Source organism: Alloyangia pacifica (assembly GCF_900116195.1).
In the GTDB taxonomy this organism is placed as follows: Bacteria; Pseudomonadota; Alphaproteobacteria; order Rhodobacterales; family Rhodobacteraceae; genus Salipiger; species Salipiger pacificus.
Genome location: NZ_FOZW01000005.1, coordinates 314,091 through 331,617 on the forward strand (window position 1 = coordinate 314,091; position 17,527 = coordinate 331,617).

Annotated in this window: 12 protein-coding genes; 7 read left to right on the top strand and 5 right to left on the bottom strand. The window is 60.7% G+C overall.

Going from position 1 to position 17,527, the window contains the following annotated elements; all coding sequences use genetic code 11:
* Positions 1-160: 160 nt before the first annotated feature.
* The 3 genes from BM397_RS12895 to BM397_RS12905 all read left to right on the top strand — a co-directional run bounded on the left by BM397_RS12895 (position 161) and on the right by BM397_RS12905 (position 3,652).
* Complete coding sequence (locus tag BM397_RS12895; RefSeq protein ID WP_092424592.1) at positions 161-421, top strand: spike base protein, RCAP_Rcc01079 family; 261 nt, start codon at positions 161-163, stop codon at positions 419-421.
* Between the two features lie 32 nt (positions 422-453).
* Positions 454-2,349 carry a sialate O-acetylesterase gene (locus BM397_RS12900; protein ID WP_176806640.1) on the top strand — a complete coding sequence of 632 codons (1,896 nt, stop codon included), beginning with the start codon at positions 454-456 and terminating at the stop codon, positions 2,347-2,349.
* Positions 2,350-2,956: 607 nt separating this feature from the next.
* On the top strand, positions 2,957-3,652 hold the full coding sequence (locus tag BM397_RS12905) for a calcium-binding protein (protein WP_092424595.1): 696 nt from the start codon (positions 2,957-2,959) through the stop codon (positions 3,650-3,652).
* 89 nt (positions 3,653-3,741) lie between these two features.
* Here the strand turns inward: BM397_RS12905 and BM397_RS12910 are convergent, their stop codons facing one another.
* Positions 3,742-5,127, bottom strand: a complete 1,386-nt coding sequence (locus BM397_RS12910) for a protoporphyrinogen/coproporphyrinogen oxidase (RefSeq protein WP_218124879.1) — start codon at positions 5,125-5,127, stop codon at positions 3,742-3,744.
* A gap of 542 nt (positions 5,128-5,669) precedes the next feature.
* Between BM397_RS12910 and BM397_RS12915 the strand changes: the two genes are divergently transcribed.
* The gene (locus tag BM397_RS12915; RefSeq protein ID WP_092424597.1) at positions 5,670-6,347 is read left to right on the top strand and encodes a calcium-binding protein; all 678 of its coding nucleotides are present in this window, start codon (positions 5,670-5,672) and stop codon (positions 6,345-6,347) included.
* A 93-nt stretch (positions 6,348-6,440) separates the two neighbouring features.
* On the opposite strand, the gene BM397_RS12920 is transcribed toward BM397_RS12915, so the two are convergent.
* The 3 genes from BM397_RS12920 to BM397_RS12935 are packed head-to-tail and all read right to left on the bottom strand — an operon-like array spanning position 6,441 to position 9,867.
* Positions 6,441-7,517 carry a glycosyltransferase family 4 protein gene (locus BM397_RS12920; RefSeq protein WP_092424599.1) on the bottom strand — a complete coding sequence of 359 codons (1,077 nt, stop codon included), beginning with the start codon at positions 7,515-7,517 and terminating at the stop codon, positions 6,441-6,443.
* A gap of 3 nt (positions 7,518-7,520) precedes the next feature.
* Positions 7,521-8,375 (bottom strand): hypothetical protein, encoded by an 855-nt coding sequence (locus BM397_RS28970; protein WP_143015377.1) that lies wholly within the window; start codon positions 8,373-8,375, stop codon positions 7,521-7,523.
* A 25-nt stretch (positions 8,376-8,400) separates the two neighbouring features.
* Positions 8,401-9,867: an oligosaccharide flippase family protein gene (locus tag BM397_RS12935; RefSeq protein WP_092424605.1), complete on the bottom strand. Its 1,467-nt coding sequence runs from the start codon at positions 9,865-9,867 to the stop codon at positions 8,401-8,403.
* A gap of 136 nt (positions 9,868-10,003) precedes the next feature.
* Here BM397_RS12935 and BM397_RS12940 point away from each other — a divergent pair, with 136 nt between their 5' ends.
* From BM397_RS12940 to BM397_RS12950, 3 genes are all read left to right on the top strand, one after another.
* On the top strand, positions 10,004-11,440 hold the full coding sequence (locus BM397_RS12940) for an O-antigen ligase family protein (RefSeq protein WP_092424607.1): 1,437 nt from the start codon (positions 10,004-10,006) through the stop codon (positions 11,438-11,440).
* A 65-nt stretch (positions 11,441-11,505) separates the two neighbouring features.
* Positions 11,506-12,585: an acyltransferase family protein gene (locus BM397_RS12945; RefSeq protein WP_092424609.1), complete on the top strand. Its 1,080-nt coding sequence runs from the start codon at positions 11,506-11,508 to the stop codon at positions 12,583-12,585.
* A gap of 40 nt (positions 12,586-12,625) precedes the next feature.
* Entirely contained in the window at positions 12,626-13,399 is a 774-nt protein-coding gene (locus BM397_RS12950; protein WP_092424611.1) for a sulfotransferase family protein, read from the top strand.
* A 68-nt stretch (positions 13,400-13,467) separates the two neighbouring features.
* Here the strand turns inward: BM397_RS12950 and BM397_RS12955 are convergent, their stop codons facing one another.
* The gene (locus BM397_RS12955; RefSeq protein WP_092424749.1) at positions 13,468-16,323 is read right to left on the bottom strand and encodes a S8 family serine peptidase; all 2,856 of its coding nucleotides are present in this window, start codon (positions 16,321-16,323) and stop codon (positions 13,468-13,470) included.
* Positions 16,324-17,527: the final 1,204 nt, after the last annotated feature.

The window sequence follows — 17,527 nt, forward strand, 5'->3', positions numbered from 1 at the left end:
AGGTTGTTGGCGATCAATGGCTTGAAGCAACACCGGAGCCATATGCGTCCGTTGCCTTTGCAGCGGGCGCGCATATCGCAGCCTGTTCAGAATTCTTCTGCACGGTAGTCCCGAGCACGATTGGCGCATTTCCTGCGCCAGGGTGAGAGCGGAGATTACCATGACCGACCATTTCGCCGAGCATCAATCGGGGCTGAGCAGCCCCGCGACCGAACTGCATGACGTGACACCCGATGATGGCGCGGACCTTCCGGTCTTTGCGCGGGGTCTCTCCGTAACGCAAAGCGGAACGATGACGGTTACGACCGTCGGTGGGACGGTGGCGACGATCTATGTCGCGGCAGGGTCGGTGTTTCCGGTCCGCGTGCGGCGGGTGTGGCAGACGGGAACCAGCGCAACCGGCATCGTGGGGCTGGTGTGATGCGGCTCGGGATCGGAACGTCGCTCGGAGACATGGCGTCGACCGATGAGCTGGGAGTGCCGCCTGGACCTGCACCCGCGCTGCTGCTGAGCGTCGGTGGCCAGTCCAACAGCCGCAAGGCCGGCAACAGTGGCGGTACGCCTGCCGAGAAATACACCGATCTGGGCGAAACCTATATCTGGGATGCTGGCGCGGGTGCGTGGACGGCCTATGTTTGCGGCGCGACGTCGGGGCATCGCGGTGGGCCTGACAGCGGCGTCTGGGGATCCGAGGCAGAGTTCGTCCACCTGCTCCGCGAGAGCGGCGGCACGCAGCCAGTGTATATCCTCAAAGAAGCGGTGAACGGTCAGTCACTTGCGCCTGCGGGCGGCGGTGACTGGGCGCCGCAAGCCACGGGCGAACGCTACGACGGCTATGTCGCGCAGGCGCTGTCGGCGAAGTCCGAACTGGCCGCATTGGAGATCGCCGTGGAGGAGGTGTTCCTCTGGAATCAGGGCGAAGCGGACAGCAACGACCTGCAGAGCGCTGCCGACTATCAGGAAAACCTTGAAGAGCTTCTTGCCAGCCTCGCGGCGGACGGCGCCTTTGGTAGCAACGGCATGTTTATCATTGAGCGCATTCGTCCCTGCAGTGCCGATCTGTCCACTTCCACGTACGGTGGGCAGTTCATGGTGCGCGAGGCGCAGGAACGGGTCGCGGCAACGGATCCCCGCGTGCGTATCGTGTCGCTCGATTTCGACGAAAGCAATTTCGGTTCTCTGCATCCGGCAGAGCCCTGGTGCGAGGGCTGCGGGACCCGGTGCCATGCTGCCTACGCTGGCACCTATGCAACCGCTTTCGGACCGGTATTGGCGACCTCGCCGGATAGTCTTGGTTTCGTTGACCAATCGGATGTCGCACCCGGGATGGAGATTCTTTCGGCCCAGCTGACGCCCGGGGGCCTTGGGGGTCATGCCGCGCTGTCGATCAGCGGCGGTGACGCGGAATACCGGGTGCTCAACCCTGACGGCAGCGTTTGGCTGGACTGGGGCTCGGCGCCGGGAACGATCCACCCGTTTCAGGGACTGCAACTGCGCATGCAGTCGTCCGCGAACCTCTCGGCGAGCGTCTCGACCACGATCACCGTCGGAGGCGCATCTGCGGAGTGGAGCGTGTCCACCTATGCGCAGGCACCCAGCCTCGAGTCTGAGACCGATGCCTTTATCGCTCAGGTCACAGCCAATGGCGGAGCGACCCTCTCCGGTGCGGATGCGGCTGCGCTGAATAGCTTCTTTCTCACTGCCAAGGCGTCGGGCTGGTGGAGCAAGATCGCACGTCTCTACCTGAGCTGCGCAGATACGGTCTCGTCGAGCCTTGACCTGGTCGGACAGTCTCTGTCGCTGGTTCAGGCGGGGTCCCTGGCGACCAACGACTGGGTGTGGACGGGTGGTGTCGGCTGGTCCGGGCTTTCGGACGCCAATGGCGGCCTGGATCTTCAGTTCGCCCCATCGAGCGACTGGTCGCAAGACAGCGGCGCTTTCGGCCTGTGGTACGCCGCGCTGGCAGAGAATACTCGCGGCGACCTGACGAGTGATACCGGCGACAGCTATCTCAGGGCGACCACTGCGGGCGCCGCCCGGTTCCTCTTGAACTCCTCGGCAAATGAGAACGTATCCGGGCTGCAAACCGAAGCAGGCCTGCGCGCCGTGGTCCGAGATGGCGCCGCGTCGATCCGACTGCACGGTCCGGAAGGTGCGGTCATCGCGAGCGGAACAACGACGTCTTCTGCGAGTTCCGCCGCCGGACTCTATGTCGGCAACCCGTCGGGGGCACATTCCGACGCTGTCGTGCGGGGAGCATTTGTGGCGAACTCGGCACTGACGACCGCAGAACTTGCCGAACTTGATGATGCAGCCACACTCCTGATGAGCCATTTCCTTTCGCTGTGAGGTTCTCTTGGTGAGCCTTTCCCAAGCGGGAGAGGCTCAAGAGGCTGCGCATCGACCCGGCTCGTACTGTTCGTGCCGCGCTGTTGGAGAAAGCGTACATCTGGACATTTGGTTTGTGGCCCGCATGGGTGCGTGATATCGTTCGCTCATGGATTCTTCCGCGTGAAAATGCGGAGAATAAATTCATTGAAAATGAACCTTATTTCTTGGCAACTCTGGGTAGGTTTTGAGATCTCAGATTTGTAACTTAGATGCTCGGACTGACGGATTTATGCATACATAAAATTAGATAAATATGAGGCGAAGTTTTAGGGAATTTTTCTCAGCCAGCATCTCGAATTGGCGGCTCCGCGATGGCAGCAGAATTTTCGAAATAGGTATATATTTCCTGTCTGTATCGAAAATTCGTTAGCAAGCCCGTCTTCTCAGGATTGATCTGACCTCATTCGGCAGGATCGGTTCCCCTGAAGATGTGGCATTGAGCGATTTATTTCTCAGCTGGAGCGCCCTCGTGTTTTCAGTGCCAGTGAATGTGTTTCCAAAATTTGACTCACTCGCGCTCCCCCTAAGAGGCGCGCAGAATATATTTTTCGAACGGAGATTAGTTATGACCGATCTTATTGGAACCGGTGGGGACGACAGCATCGAAGGCGGAGGCGGCAGCAAGTCGATCAAGGGTCTGGATGGCAACGATACGCTTTCGGGCGGTGCCAACCAGGACACGATCCTCGGTGGCAAGGGCAACGACTCCATCAGTGGTGACGCGAGCGATGACATCCTGAGGGGCGGCGGCGGCCTCGACCACATCGAGGGCGGGGCGCAGGACGACAAGCTCTATGGCGACGGTGGCAACGATCGCATGGACGGGGGTGGCGGAAACGACAAGCTGTACGGTGGGCAGGGCAACGACCGCATGTTCGGCGGCGCAGGCAATGACCGCATCTATGGGCAGGACGGCAACGATGCCATCAATGGTGGCGACGGCGACGACGTTCTGTACGGCGATAGCGCGGACGGCAATGACGACGAAGGTTTCAACGACTTCTTCGTTTTCGATGCCGATGACGGAAGCGACCAAGTTTTCGACTTCGAGGAGGGGCTCGACAAGATCTATCTGTCGGACACCGATGATACGTTCTTCGATTCCGCTCCCACGTTTTCCTACAGCGGCGCAATTGGCAACCAGACCACGACAATGACGTATGGCGAGACGACTGTCGTCTTCCATGACGCCTATGTCGATATTGATGACGTACTCACCCTGAGTGATGCCGCGACGATCGAAGATCTTCTGCCAGTCTGACACGGCATGTGCCGGGGCCGCGCGGCGGCCTGAGTAACAAGGGGGCGGCGCGGCCGCCCCTTCTGTTTCAAGGTGTCATGCATCCCCGCTCAGGCGGCGGGAGCTTCCAACGCCGAGCTGGAAATGTCGGCGCGTTCGAGCTCCTCTCCGACCCGCCGGATGACTCCGCTCGATGTGGGCAGATACTCGAACCGTCCTTGCCGGCCGACGCTGATGATTCCGCACTCCGACACCCGGGCCAACGCCTTCTCGAGCTTGCCGACGGTTCCCGGCGGGTAGAAGGGATAGGCGTTTCGAACCAACTCGTGACCTTCGAGCTTTGCATCGCGGATCAGGCCCAGCTCCGTCATGTGCCGGCAGAGATCGGCAAAGGCCTCCTCCGGGTCCGCCGCCTTTCCCGGTGGCAAGGTCACCTCGGCCGAAAAATATTCCCGTCCCCCGGTCTCCCGTTCAGGATATATCCGTGAATAGAGCGTGGCGCGTTTCCAGCGCCCCTCGGCGTGAAAATTGAACAGCACGTTGCCCGCTTCCTTGGGAATGTCGACTCCCGAGACGAAGAGCGTGAGCATGTCGAGAGCCAACAACCCGCTGTCTTCCCCAAAGAGGAGTTCGTAGATCGTCGGGAGGGGAATGGCGCTGATCACGGTGTCCGCCAGGTAAATGCCGCCATTGGTCGTGACTGTGAAGTTTCCCGGAGTGCCACTTATTCCAGTGACCTTTTGGGACATGACGAACTTTACCGCGCGCGCCTCCAGATTGGCCTGGATCGGCTCGAAGAGCGTTTGGAATCCGCTTGCCGGGCGCACCCGCAGCGGAACGGGCGGGCCCTTGCGGAATGGTTTTCTGCGCAACGCCCGTAGGGCGGATCGCAGAATGGCGTCAGTTCGTGTGGCCTGCTCGACGAATTTCATTCTGTGAAAGAAGAAACTTTCGTCCACTTCTGCGGGCGGTACGTGATTGAAGCGTTCCATGTAGCTTCGAAGCCCGGTGCCTTCGAAAATCGAGCGACCGAGGCGGGTCCGGCACGCGGTCTCGAGCGTGCCGTCGCGGGCGCCTCGCATGCGGGACCAGCCCATATCGGCGAGTCCGCGCAGCAAGAGCAGTTTCTTCCATTTCATCAGGTCGCGCGGCTCGAAGGGATAGTGAAGCAGCGTCGCCTCAGGGCTGATCCGGCGCTGGATTCGGCGGACGGGCGGGCTCAGCTCGCGCAGCCCCGGGGCCAGACCGAAAAGGCGCGCATTGTCTTCATAGAAGATGCTGCCCGCGTCGAAGGTGTAAGGCCCGATTTCGCGCGAGCGATGAACTCCGCCGCAGGTTTCGGATTCTTCGATGACGGTAACGTCATGACCGAGTCGTGCCAGCGTATCGGCAGCGGTGAGCCCTGCGATGCCACCGCCGAGGATGAGCACGCGCGCAGAAGTCGGAGGGGGTATTTCAGCGGTGAGTTTCTGTGCGTTCAGCGAGTGAGCGTCCACGTCTTGCCCCTTGGTTGAGTTACTCGATCAATTCTCGCTGAATTTCTTAAGCAAGATATTGATATTTACATTTTGGGCTGGCGACGGGCCTTTTCGGCGATCTTTCGCCCAAGGATTGCTCACGATCTGCGACGCGAATTCATACGGGTTCCCGCCTTCGTGGTCGGTACAAGAATACCGCGTCCGTGATTCGCGCTTCGCATCGCATGTGCTGCCCGGAATTCTTGCCAGAGAATGTTTCAACCTAAACGAGCAGAATTCACGCTGGCTTGCAAGTCACAGGCGATGTGCTGACGAAAAAGTCGACTGGTCAGGGCGTTATCTAGAAAATCGGGGCAAAAATTGGGTTGAAAGAGGCCGAACTGGGTTAACTTCCTGTCCATAATGCGGCATTAGTGTGGCATTCGGAGGAGCCGCGACCCGACGCGAGGACAGAATTTCTACGGCTGATCAAGGGGCTGTTTGTCCATCAGCTTTTGCACTCGTCGGGACAGGAACGCGGTTTTCGAGGGCACTGGTTCTTTATTGTAAGGGAAGTAAACATGAGTACGGTTATTTACGCGGGCGACGAGCCCGTCGAAGGCGGCGGTGGCAGCAAATTGATCATCGGCCTCGACCAAAACGACACGCTTTCGGGCGGCGCGAACCGGGACACGATCATCGGCGGCAAGGGCAACGACAGCATCAGTGGTGACGCGAGCAACGACATCCTGAAAGGTGGCGGCGGCCTCGACCACATCGAAGGTGGGGCGCAGGACGACAAGCTGTACGGTGGCGCCGGCAACGATCGCATGGATGGTGGGTCGGGCAACGACAAACTCTACGGCGGAGTCGGCAACGATCGCATGGATGGCGGCGAAGGCAATGACCGCGTTTATGGCGGGACCGGCAGCGATGCCGTGGCCGGCGGCGACGGCGACGACGTGATCTACGGCGACAACCCCAGCGACGGCGACGACAACGAAGGCTACGCAGACTTCTTCGTGTTCGACAACGACGACGGCAACGACAAGGTCTTCGACTTCGAAGAGGGTGTTGACAGCGTCTTCCTCAGCGATGCGGTCGATCTGTCCGCCGTGTCCTTCTCCTATACCGGCAGCGGCAACACGGTGATGACCTACGGGGATACCACCGTGACCTTCTATGATGCACATGTCGACGCGGACGACATCCTCACATCGGCGGATTACGCCACGGTCGAGGACCTTCCCTTCGCTTGATCGGTTTCGGCGATTTGACGCCAAAGCGAAATTCAAGGGCCGGCGCATGCGCCGGCCCTTTTTCGTAGCTACAGAAAATTTGTCGTGGCCAGGTCAAGCCAGGGGCGCGATGACATCCCAAAGGCGGTCCCCGGCGGCGCGCCAACTGAGTTCGGCTGCCCGTGTACTCCCCGCATCTCGAAGAGCATCGGCTCGTTCCGGAGACTCGAGAACACCCTGGATTGCCCGGCGCCAGCCTTCCGTATCTTCCGGGTCGACGAACTCGGCGCCCTCAGCGCAGACCTCGGGCATCGCCCCGGCGCTCGCGGCGATCACCGGCGTGCCGCAATGCATCGCCTCGATCGGCGGCAGGCCGAAGCCTTCGGTTCGGGAGGGGAAGGCAAAGACTGCGGCGCCCTCGTAAAGCGACCGAAGCGCGCCGTCCGACACGAAACCGGTGAAAACGGTGCCGTCTGGCGGGGTCCAGCCCTTGGCGCGATAGGCCTGCTCGCCCGGCCCGCCGGCCACGACCAGCCGCAGACCGCCCGGGGCAGGGGCGCGCATCGCCTCGAACACACGCGCGATATTCTTGTAGCCCTTGGCCGAGCCTACAACCATAACGTAGCGCCCCGGTTCCAGCCCGTGCTCGGAAAGGATGTGCGGCTCGGGAGCGACATCGAGGATGTGATCCGTGCCATTGTGCACGACGTCGATCTTCTCCGTGGTGCCGACCCGGTGACTCGCGAGCGACTCCCGCGAAAACCCGGACACCGTCAGAATGCGCCGCGCCCGCGCGCCGATGAGCGGCAGGAGCGCGCGGTAGGCAGTCGCCTGTCGCCCGGAATAATCCGCCGGGTAAAGATAGGTCTGAGCATCGTGGATCATCACCACGGAGTTGCTGTGCAGTACCGGCGCGAGGTTGCAGAAGTTGACCAGCAACCGCCCGCGGGAGATCCGGGGGAGTGTCAACATTTCCCAGCCTTGGCCCGTCCCGAACCGGCCGGCATGCACTTCCGGCACCAGGAGCGGGAAGTCGGGGTCAGGTTCGGTAGGGCGCGGTGCGAGCAGGCGAATATCATGTCCGGCCGCGCGCGCTCGTTCGATCAGCAGGCTGGCATAATGGGCCGCGGTCCGGTGCACACCGTTCAGCCCGGCGCCCAAAAACTTACCGTTTACATCGATTCCAGTCATTCTTCAGGCCGCGCTTGTCGTCTGTTGTTCGGCTGCATTCGCCTGCGCCTCGCGGTGCAGGTCGGCGTCCGCAGCATAGTACTCGGCGATGAAGCCTTCGATCTCCGGGCCGAAGTCGATGGCGGAGTAGCCCTTGGACGCATTCGAGAAAACGCCGCTGGCCATCCACAGCGGGTGCAGACGGCGTTTCACCGCATGGGGCATCAACTTGCGTCCGGCAAATCGCGCTGCCGGCTGGAGGGCTCGCGCCCAGGGTTTCGGTTGGCGGCGGGCATGATCGTGACCGATCGACAAGTGCAGACCGACATGCGCTTCAATCCACGAGGCGGCACTCGCCATTTGGCTCATGGGGAAGATCGCGTCGATTTGCCGGACGCCATCGACGTTGACGAAATCTACTTGTGGGGTGAAGTGGATATACTCCAGCCCCAGCACGCGAGGGTGCTCCGAGAGCCATTCTTTCACACGAGTCGCCTCGTGGATCACGAGATCGTCTTCGGCGCGGATCGCTCCGGCGCCGCCGAACTCCCTCAGTCGCTGCATGAGGGCAGAAATGAAACGTTCCCGCGGCGCTCGGGTCAGAGCCAGGCTTTGGCTGGCCTGAAGAACCTTCCAACACGCCGGAAAGTGGTCGCGCATGACCCAGAGTGGCAGGTGGGCGGGATGGATGGGGCCAAGCACGGGATGCTCATAGCCGGATTCAGACGTTCGTGCTGCTTCATCTTCGGAAATGCCGAGATCCTCTGCGAGAGGCGCGAAGCTCAGTTCGCCAGCGTGTGACATCGCGTTTCGAACGCTTTGCCCGCCGTTCTTGGGGATGTGGACGAACAGAAAATTGCTCTCTGGGAGAAATCTCATCTATGGGCCTTTCATACTTGGCTTGTCATCCAGAAAAGACGTTCAATGTGAATACCTTGAGCTTCGAGCCTATCGCGAGAAGTGCAAGCGCCAAGAGCGAGGCGACAGCGAGCCCGATGCTGATGGACTGGGCGCCCTCGCCGAGAGCCGTGCGGATCGGAGACCAGATTTCATAGAGCACGAGGCCGAACCCAGCGGACAGGGCCGCAGCGACGATCAACGCGCGCGTCGTGCGGCCGACGGAAATGCCGGACCGTTTCAGGATGTAGAGAGCCGACAGCGTATTCAAGAGCATCACGGCCGCTTGGCTCCAGGCAAGGACCGACAATCCGAAGGGCGACGCGGCGAGAGCTGAAGCAATGGTAATGACCGTCCAGAACAAGTTGAACGAAAAGAGTTTGCCCGTCTGGCTCTGGGCGGCAAGAGCCGGTTCAAGCACGAGCGTGCCGATATTGAGCACGGAGCGCACGGCCATGGCGTAAGTCACCGCAAGAGCTGCAGAGTAGGCCGGGTTGAAGAAGACGTCCACGACGGCTGGCGCGAAAACGATGGTGACCGCTGCGACGATCCCGGTAAGAAGCATGACCGAGCCGACGAACCTTTCGAGGGGGTTCGCGAGGTCCGCGCCTGTCCTTCCAGCGATCCCGAACTGAGTCAGCGCAAAGCTGCGCATGGGTTGCGACACAATATCAATCGCGCCGCCCGCGACCCGGCTTCCGAAGCGGTAGAGGCCGGCCTCGGCTGTGGTGAACATGAGGCCAAGCAAGAGGTCTCCGGCGTAGCGGGACAGGAAATTCAAGAAGCGGGATCCGTACAACCCGCCCGAGAAACCGGTTGCGCGGCGCGCAAGTGCCTTGTCGAAAAGAAAGCCGGGCCGGTCCTTGCTGAATGTGAGGTAGAGCGCCGCACCCGACAGCACCCGCAGATAGCGAAAAGCGACGAGGGCGAAGAGAGACTGCCACAGCCACAGCAACGCAGCACCTCCGACCAGCGCGATGAAATTCTGCGCGAACATGATGGCGAAGTGCAGATCGACGGCCTGTCGCCGCAGCAGCGCGGCGGAAAACCAGGCACCCGCCCCGGCCACGGGTTGGGCAGCGGCCAGCAGCAACAGGACCGGAAAGAGCTCCGGCGAGTCGAAGGCCCAGGAGATCGGCAGCGCCGCTATGGCGAGCAGGGCAGCAGCAATGGTCGCTAGCCCGGTGATCATCCAGAAGCTCGTCGACAGGACGGTTTCGTCGTCGTCCTTCGAGGTGACGATGAAATGGTAGAACCCTGTGTAGGTGAGCGTCTGGATCAGCGTGATAAACACGATCCCGAGGCTATACACGCCGTATTCAGCAGGCAGCAGGAAACGTGCGGCCAGCAGAGTGATCACGAAGGTGGAAATTTGCTGAAGCGAGCGTGCCACGAAGGCGAACATCGCCCTGCCGCTGCGCCGGGCTTTGCTGAGCCCTTTGCCCGCGTCAGCCTTGGCCTCGATTTCAGGCATAATGTAATGAAAACCCTTATTCGGAACGATTGAACTATGCGCAGGCCGCCCATCGGGCTACAACAGAAATTAAGCTATACAGTTCGAATATTTGTGAACTGCTCCTCCCGTGTCGAAGGCTTGTTCAACTGGTGAAATGCAGATCGTTCCAAGCACGCTGATCGCGTTCGCGCTGGTCATGCTCCTGATCCACCGTGGGCGCTTCGAAGGGGTCATCATCCTCTTCTCGCTCATCCCATTTGGTATGATGGCGGCGTTTAACCTGCCGGCAGTCGGCAACACCTCGATTCTTGCCGTTGACTTGGCCGCGATCACCCTCGCTTGCATGTTCCTGCCGCAGCGTAGCCTGAACCGGGACCTGGGATTGATCTTTGCGCCACGCGGCACCGCGCTGCCGCTGATGGGCTTCCTGATATATGCGGCAATCGGATCGATTTTCCTGCCGCGCGTGTTCGAGGGCGCGACCGAGGTCTTCAGTATCGGCCGCGTCGCGAACCAGATCGGCATCGTGATGCGCCCCTTGTCCCCCGGCGGCGGTAATCTGTCCCAGCTTCTGAGGATCATGCTCAGCCTGCTGGTGTTTCTCGTGGTTGTGCTGGTCATGCTGCGCCAGCAGAGTCCGGGACTTGCGCGCCGCGCGATGATCGCGGTGACCATCGTCCATGCGGGCCTGGGATTTCTGGACATCGCGACGCAGGCGACGGGCACGGCCTTCATTCTCGAGCCGGTGCGTACGGCCAACTACGCGCTGACACTTGGTCAGGAAATGGCAGGTCTCAACAGGGTGATCGGGGGCTTTCCGGAGGCGTCTTCCTATTCCTACGTGACGCTCGGGCTCTTCGGCTATTGGCTCAGCTACTGGTTCCACGACAAGAGCGGCTCGCGACTTCCGCTCATTCTGCTGTTGCTGACCTTGTTCCTGATCCTTCGCGGAACCTCTTCCTCGGCCTACGTCGGCCTCGCGCTCCTTGTTTTCATCTTTGCGCTCATGCGTCTTCGCGAGTTGGCGAGCCATCAGAGGCTTGATGGGCGCCTGGTTGCGGTCTTGGTGGGCGCAATTGGGATCGTTCCCCTGATTTTCATAGGGGTTTACACGCTCTATGAGCTGGTGCCCGGCTTCACTGACTTCATCGATCGATCGCTGTTGAACAAGCTGTCGAGCGACTCCGGGGTCGAGCGAATGAGTTGGAACCGCCAGGCGTTCCGCAATTTCCTCGACACTTACATGCTTGGCGCGGGGCTTGGCTCGGTGCGGGCGTCGAACTGGCTCGTGGCGACACTGTCGACAACGGGTCTGGTTGGCCTGGGCTTGATGCTCACCTTCCTCTGGCGCCTCTTCCGCACTTCCATCGAGGTCGACGACCCCGAAACCGCAGTACTCTTGATGTCGCTGAAGATGGGCTGCGCCGGCTGCATCGCGAGATCCCTGGTAGTGAAGGCCACGCCGAACCTGGACTTCCTGTTCTTCGGCATGGCCGGGCTGTTGGTCGGACTCGCTCTCAGGATTCACCAGGACGCTCATACGCAAATGGAACCTGCAGCAATCTCAAGGCCCCGGGCGACGGTGGTCTAGGGGCGTTGCGAGAGTCCGGCCCGAAACCGACCGACCCCAAGCCTTTTTGGTACGAGGAGAAATCTGTGGTCTCAGAGCACATCGCACGAAAAGCATCGGGACAGATTCAGGCGGTTCAATATCTGCGCGGCGTGGCCGCCATGATGGTCGTTGTTCACCACGCCTTGCACGACCGGGCAGGGTTCTTTTCTCCCTTTGCCGAGGTGGACTTGGGACGACCCGGGGTGCTCATCTTCTTCGTCATCAGCGGGTTCGTCATGATGCACGCCTGCCGGGGTGAGCCGGCCTCGACATTTGCCCGACGGCGGATCATCCGTGTGGTGCCGCTCTACTGGCTGATGACCCTGGTCTTTTTCGCCATAGTCTTCCGCAATGACCTTGCCGCAAACGAACCGCTTCGGCGCGTGCCCGAGCTGCTCGGCTCGCTCTTCTTCGTTCCGCACTATCACAGCGGGGTGCCGACCGAGATCTGGCCGATCCTGGTGCCGGGCTGGACGCTGAACTACGAAATGTTCTTCTTCGCGGTCTTCTTCGTCGGAATCCTTGCCGGTCGGCCCGGGCTCGTGGCGAGCCTCATTCTCGCAGCGCTTGTTGTGGTTGGTCAGGTCGTCGACAGCACGGATGCACGGGTCTTGACCTGGACAAGTCCGTTCCTGCTTCTCTTCATCTTCGGGATCGGACTTGCGGCGCTTTGGAAGCGCACGGATTTCCGTCGCGCTTGGCCGCTCCTGCCGATCGGCCTCGCCCTGGCATTCCTCGCCGGGTTCAGTGGGCTGCAGGGGGCATCGACGACCTTGGCGTTCTTCGTCGCCGCGGTTCTGACGGTGGCAGGTACGCTGGGCATTCAAAGCCTTGCTCCGAACCTGCACATGAGCTGGCTGTCGGCCATCGGGGACGCCAGTTACTCGATCTATCTCAGCCACACGATCTTGATGGTCATTCTGTACAAGGGTCTCGCAAGGCTGCCGCTCGAAGGCTGGGCGCAATTCGTCGTGACGAATGGCCTCGCAGTAGTGATCTGCACAATTGCAGGCATCGCGATCTACCGGCTGGTCGAGCGTCCGATGATCCGCGCACTGCGGACCCGACTGGAACCCCGGCGCGAGCCCTCGGGAGCTGCTGCGCGTTCGGGTGGGACTACGTGATCTGCGCGTCACTTTTTTGAATTGGGAACGATCTGAAGACATGAGAGAACACCTCAAATCCGCGATCGGACGCACCACCGCGACGCTGATGCCGCAATGCCAGTATCGCAACTGCATCTTCATCTTAGCCCATATGCGCTGCGGCTCCACGGCACTGTCAAATATCCTGTGCTCGCGTCCGGACGTAAACGGCTATGGCGAGGCACATATTCGCTACAAGAGCCGAGAAGCGCTTGGCCGTTTGGTCGTCAATCAGGCGCTTCGCGGCGGTTGGGCGCCGGGTTCGAAGTATCTCTTCGACAAGCTCCTGCATTCCCGGCACGATGCGGAAGCGCCGCCGGCATTCTTTCAGGCACGCGCGATCTTCGTTGCGCGCCGCCCGAAGCCGGCCATCCGCTCGATCCGCAAGCTTTACGATGGGCTGGGCCGCGACGAATACGGAACGGATAGCGCGGCCGCCGCATACTATGTCGAAAGGGTCAACCGGTTGGTCGAACTCTGGAAAGATTTTCCGGCGGATCGCCGCGTTGGTTTGACCCATTCCGACCTCATTGGAGATCCCGAGGCGCAGCTCGCCAGGATTTCGAGCGCATTGTCGCTGCATCCACCGCTGGAGAACCGCTACGAGAGCCCGTCGGCGTCACGCAAGGGCGGCGGTGGCGATCCGACCGCAAGCGGAAAGTTTACACGTATCGAAAAGCGTGCCGACGACCTCGCGCGGGACGAGGCCATTGATCTCGATATCCCACCCGAATTGGAGGCGGCAGTGACGCAGGCCTACGAGCGCTTCGTCACCACGGTGTCCGGCACCTAGGCAGGAGAAAGAAAAAGGGCGGCCCGATTGGAGCCGCCCTTTTGCATTGCCCGGGAAAGCCTGCCTGATCAGGCAAAGAACAGAGAGTCCGCCGTAAGCTGCGAGACCTCGAGATCGGAGGCGCCTTGGCCAAGGATGCGGGCAATGACGTAGCTCTCGCCATCAGCTCCGTGCATCTCGAGGTAGGTGGACCGGCCGTCATCGACGAACTTGAAGCTCTCCGACTGATCGGCGGAGATTCCGTCGATCCGGATGCTGTCGCCCTCCAGAAGGTTGAAATCGGAGATCACGTCCATTGCGCCGAGGTCAGAGAGCGAGAAGACAAAGACATCCGAGCCTTCGCCGCCCTGGAGATTGTCGCTGCCCGCGCCGCCGTAGAGCGTGTCGTTGCCTTCATCGCCGCGCAGAATATCGTCGCCCACACCACCGAAGAGCAGATCGTCGCCTTCTTCGCCAAGCAGCGTGTCGTTGCCTTCGCCGCCATAGAGATAGTCAGCCCCGGCTCCGGCGCGCAGTTTATCGTGTCCCGTGTCGCCTTGCAGCAGGTCGTTGTGACTCTGTCCCACGAGGTAGTCGTCCCCTTCGCCGCCAATGATATGGGTCGCCACATCGTCGGCGCGCAGGCGGTCGTCTCCGGCATTGCCCTCGATCACCGCGACGTAGGAGCCAGTGTCGGTGTCGGTGTCGGTGTCGGTGTCGGTGTCGGTGTCGGTGTCGGTGTCGGTGTCGGTGTCGGTGTCGGGCTCCTCCGGCGTTTCCGGGTCCGTTGTCTCCTCGGGAGTCGTTTCGGCGCCGCTGTTGTCCTCGGGCTCTGTCGTTTCGGGCGTTTCCGGGATCGGATCGGTCTCGGTCTCGGTCTCGGTCTCGGTCTCCGGCTCGGGATCGGTCGGCGTCACGACTTCTTCGGCACCATCGAAGTGGCTGGTGATCTCTTCGAAGCTGTAGGTCACGTCCCAGAAGTTGAAGAATTCGAAGCCGCTGACCAGCGAAAGCCCCTGATCGATCAGGCCGATCATGAAATCGCCGGCGTCGGTCAGGAAACCTGTCACGCTCGCCAGTGCCGCCTCGAAGGACAGGGTATCCTCGCCCGCGCCGCCCTCGAGTGTATCGCTGCCGGCGCTGTAGGCGACGGTGTCATTGCCACGGCCCGCGGCAAACCAGTTGTCTGCATCGTTTCCAACCAGCAGGTCGTCGCCGTCACCACTGAAGATGTTCTCTATCTCGTCGCCGTCGATGTCCATTTGAACGCCAGCGATCTGGCTGGCACGCGCGCCGCTTAGATCGATCACGCTGTTGGACGTGACCGCGGAGGCATTGATCGTATCGAGTCCGCCGTCAGTGTCTGAAAGCACGCTGCGCTCGGCAAGTTCCGCGTCATCGTAAAGCTCACCGAGCTCGTCGGTATAGACGTAGACGTCGTCGTAGATGTTCTCGTCGCTGCCATGAACGGTAAGGGTTACCTCACGCAGCAGCCCGGTGACGGCGTCGCCATTCCGATCGGTTGCGTCGGCGTTGCGGTTGTAGATGTCGAGCGTCCAGGTGCCCGCCGCCATCTCGCCCATCGACGCGACGGAGGTAAATGCAAAGTCCTTGATCTTGCCGACGCGCTCGACGTCCGGCAGGTCGTAGACGAGACGCACGGTGGTGCCATCGGGAGAGGTCAGGTACACGTCCAGATCCCCGGTGAGCGACCAGCTCAGGTTCATGGAAAGCTGCACGTGCTCGGCGATGATCTCGTCCGTCACCTGCAGTTCGACCGAGATATGGTCCGACGTGCCCGCCACGAGCGCGGCGTCGGTTTTCACCGTGACTTCCGTGGTCGCGCGGTTTTCCACGGTCTGCTGCTTGTTCCAGGTTTCAGCCAGACGAACCGCGTCGTGGGCGTTCAGGAAGCCATAGCCAAAGCTGTCGCTGAAGTGCATTCCGCCGCCGTTGAAATTGTCGGCGCCGTTGGTCAGCCAGCCGTCGCCATGCGCGCTGCCTTCGCCAAGGCCAACCTTCTGTGCCGAGATCGCCAGGATTTGCTGGATGTCGCGGTAGCCGAGTTCGGGGTTGGCCTCGAGCATCAGGGCGATGACCGCGGAGACGGCCGGCGCGGCAAAGGATGTGCCCGAGACGTTGTTGAATTCTTCGTCGGGCAGGGTGGTGTAGACGCTGCTGCCGGCGGCGGAGAGCAGGACGTTGGCACCGATCGAGGTGAAATACGAGGCGTCGCCGTCGCGGTCCACGGCCCCCACGGCGATGGTGTAGGGGGAGTTCTGGAAGTTATGGTAGTTGGAGCTGCCGTCAGTGCCCACGTTGCCGGCGGCGAAGACCATCGACGTGCCGAGCCCATCGCGCCCGGTGCTGGCAGTAAATTCCAGTGCGGCCGCCATCTCCGCGCCGTCGCTTCCTTGTGCGAAGTTGTCGGCGAAATTGGAGGTGAAGCTCCAGCTGTTGTTCAGAACGTCGAGTTCCGCGCCCGCCCGAATGCCCGCGATGGCCTGCGCGACGACATCGGCGCTGGAATAATCGAGTGCGAGGCCCACGAGCGTGGCGTCCTGAGCGATGCCGACACTTCCGTAGCCATTGTCGCCCTCGGCAGAGATCACGCCGGCGACCATGGTCCCGTGGGAGTCCGTCAGCCTCGAGGAGCGGATGGTGACGTCGTCGGTGCCCTCGGCGAAACTGTAGTCGAGCGATGTGTCATAGGCACGCGAGAGCTCGGTGTGAAGAAAGTCGATCTGCGAGTCGAGAACACCGATCTTGATACCCTCTCCCTGGTAGTCGTCCCAGACGGATTCAACGTCGATTCGAAGGCTCGAGCGGGGTGAGCCCGCGAGATACCAACTCTTGCGGATATCTGAATCCTGAAAGTAAGGCTCGGAGTCGAGGTCGGAAGTAGGGGCAATCGCGAGGGGCGAGATAAGTGCTTTGGCGGTCATATGGATCATCCTGCGAATTCTGATTGCGAACGGGGCCTTCTGACCTCGCCTCGGCGTCCGAGGGCCGCGCCGGTTTGCAGCGACCTAAGCCGGGTAGCTCCGTTTTTGTCGGGAAAGGTGTTCTTTCTTTGGTCCGGTCGGGTTGAAATCTGGGCCGGCGCAGAAAGACATTTAAGAATTGAACCTTTTCCCTTTGGATCGAGAATTGTCGCGCAATAGCAATGCTGTGCATGCCGGGCGTCGGTGTGGCCGTTTTGCCCATTCGGATTGGTTCGCGACCCGGATGCGTCGAAATTTGGCGGCGAAGTGGGGCAAGTCTGGCGGGTTCGCCATACTTGGGCAGCGCTTGCGTCAATCGTCGGGTGAGGGTGCGGCGTGGCGTTTCTCGGCTCACGTGGATGTCGAGCAGCTCGCGACGGGAAGGAATCATGACGCCAAAGCGGCGCCGGTTCGAGTGCCCGCGAGACCTCGCCGTTCGGGCAGCGATATCAGGTATCTGGTTTCGCCGTCTGTATCGAACATTCTTGATTGGTCACAAATAGGGAAACAGTCATGAGGAAATTTTCAGAATGTTTTCTTTAGTTTCCGTAAATGGGACTTGCCGAGGTCGTTGCGCCGATTTTTCTCGACGAGGCGTATTCTTCGAATTCGGGGGACGTAGCGGTCCTGGATCGAATGCGGTGATTGGACGGCGATAGCAAAAATTGTGTTTAAAAACCGGCAGAACTGAGGCGCGAGGCTTTGCCGTGCGCATTTCACCGGTGCGCATCGACGTGGGTGATCTGGCGGAAAATTAAGTATTTGTTAATGAAATCACGCGAATTCTCGGACTTACCTTGGGTCACCTCATGTCCGAAATCTGCCACGAGGTGTGCCACGGTCTTGACACAGTTCGAGTGAGATAATTATTTTCAATTCGTGATATGCGGGGAAACGGAACCGCATGTAATTCTGGCTCTAGATGCCGACGGGGGAAATTTAGTTTCCAGACTGTGAAAAAGTTCTAGGCCGACCGAAATCATTCGGTCGCGCTGTGAAGTATTGTGCCCGGTCGCCGGGTGCGTGTGAAAACGGCAACCAGCATTTATGCCGGATTGCGACTTTCGTATTATAGGGTGCGCGAAATGAGTATTATCTTTGTAGACGGGTCTTATACGGGTGCGGGGACTCCTAATGGGGGTGAGCTCACGCCCTTCCAGTCCAT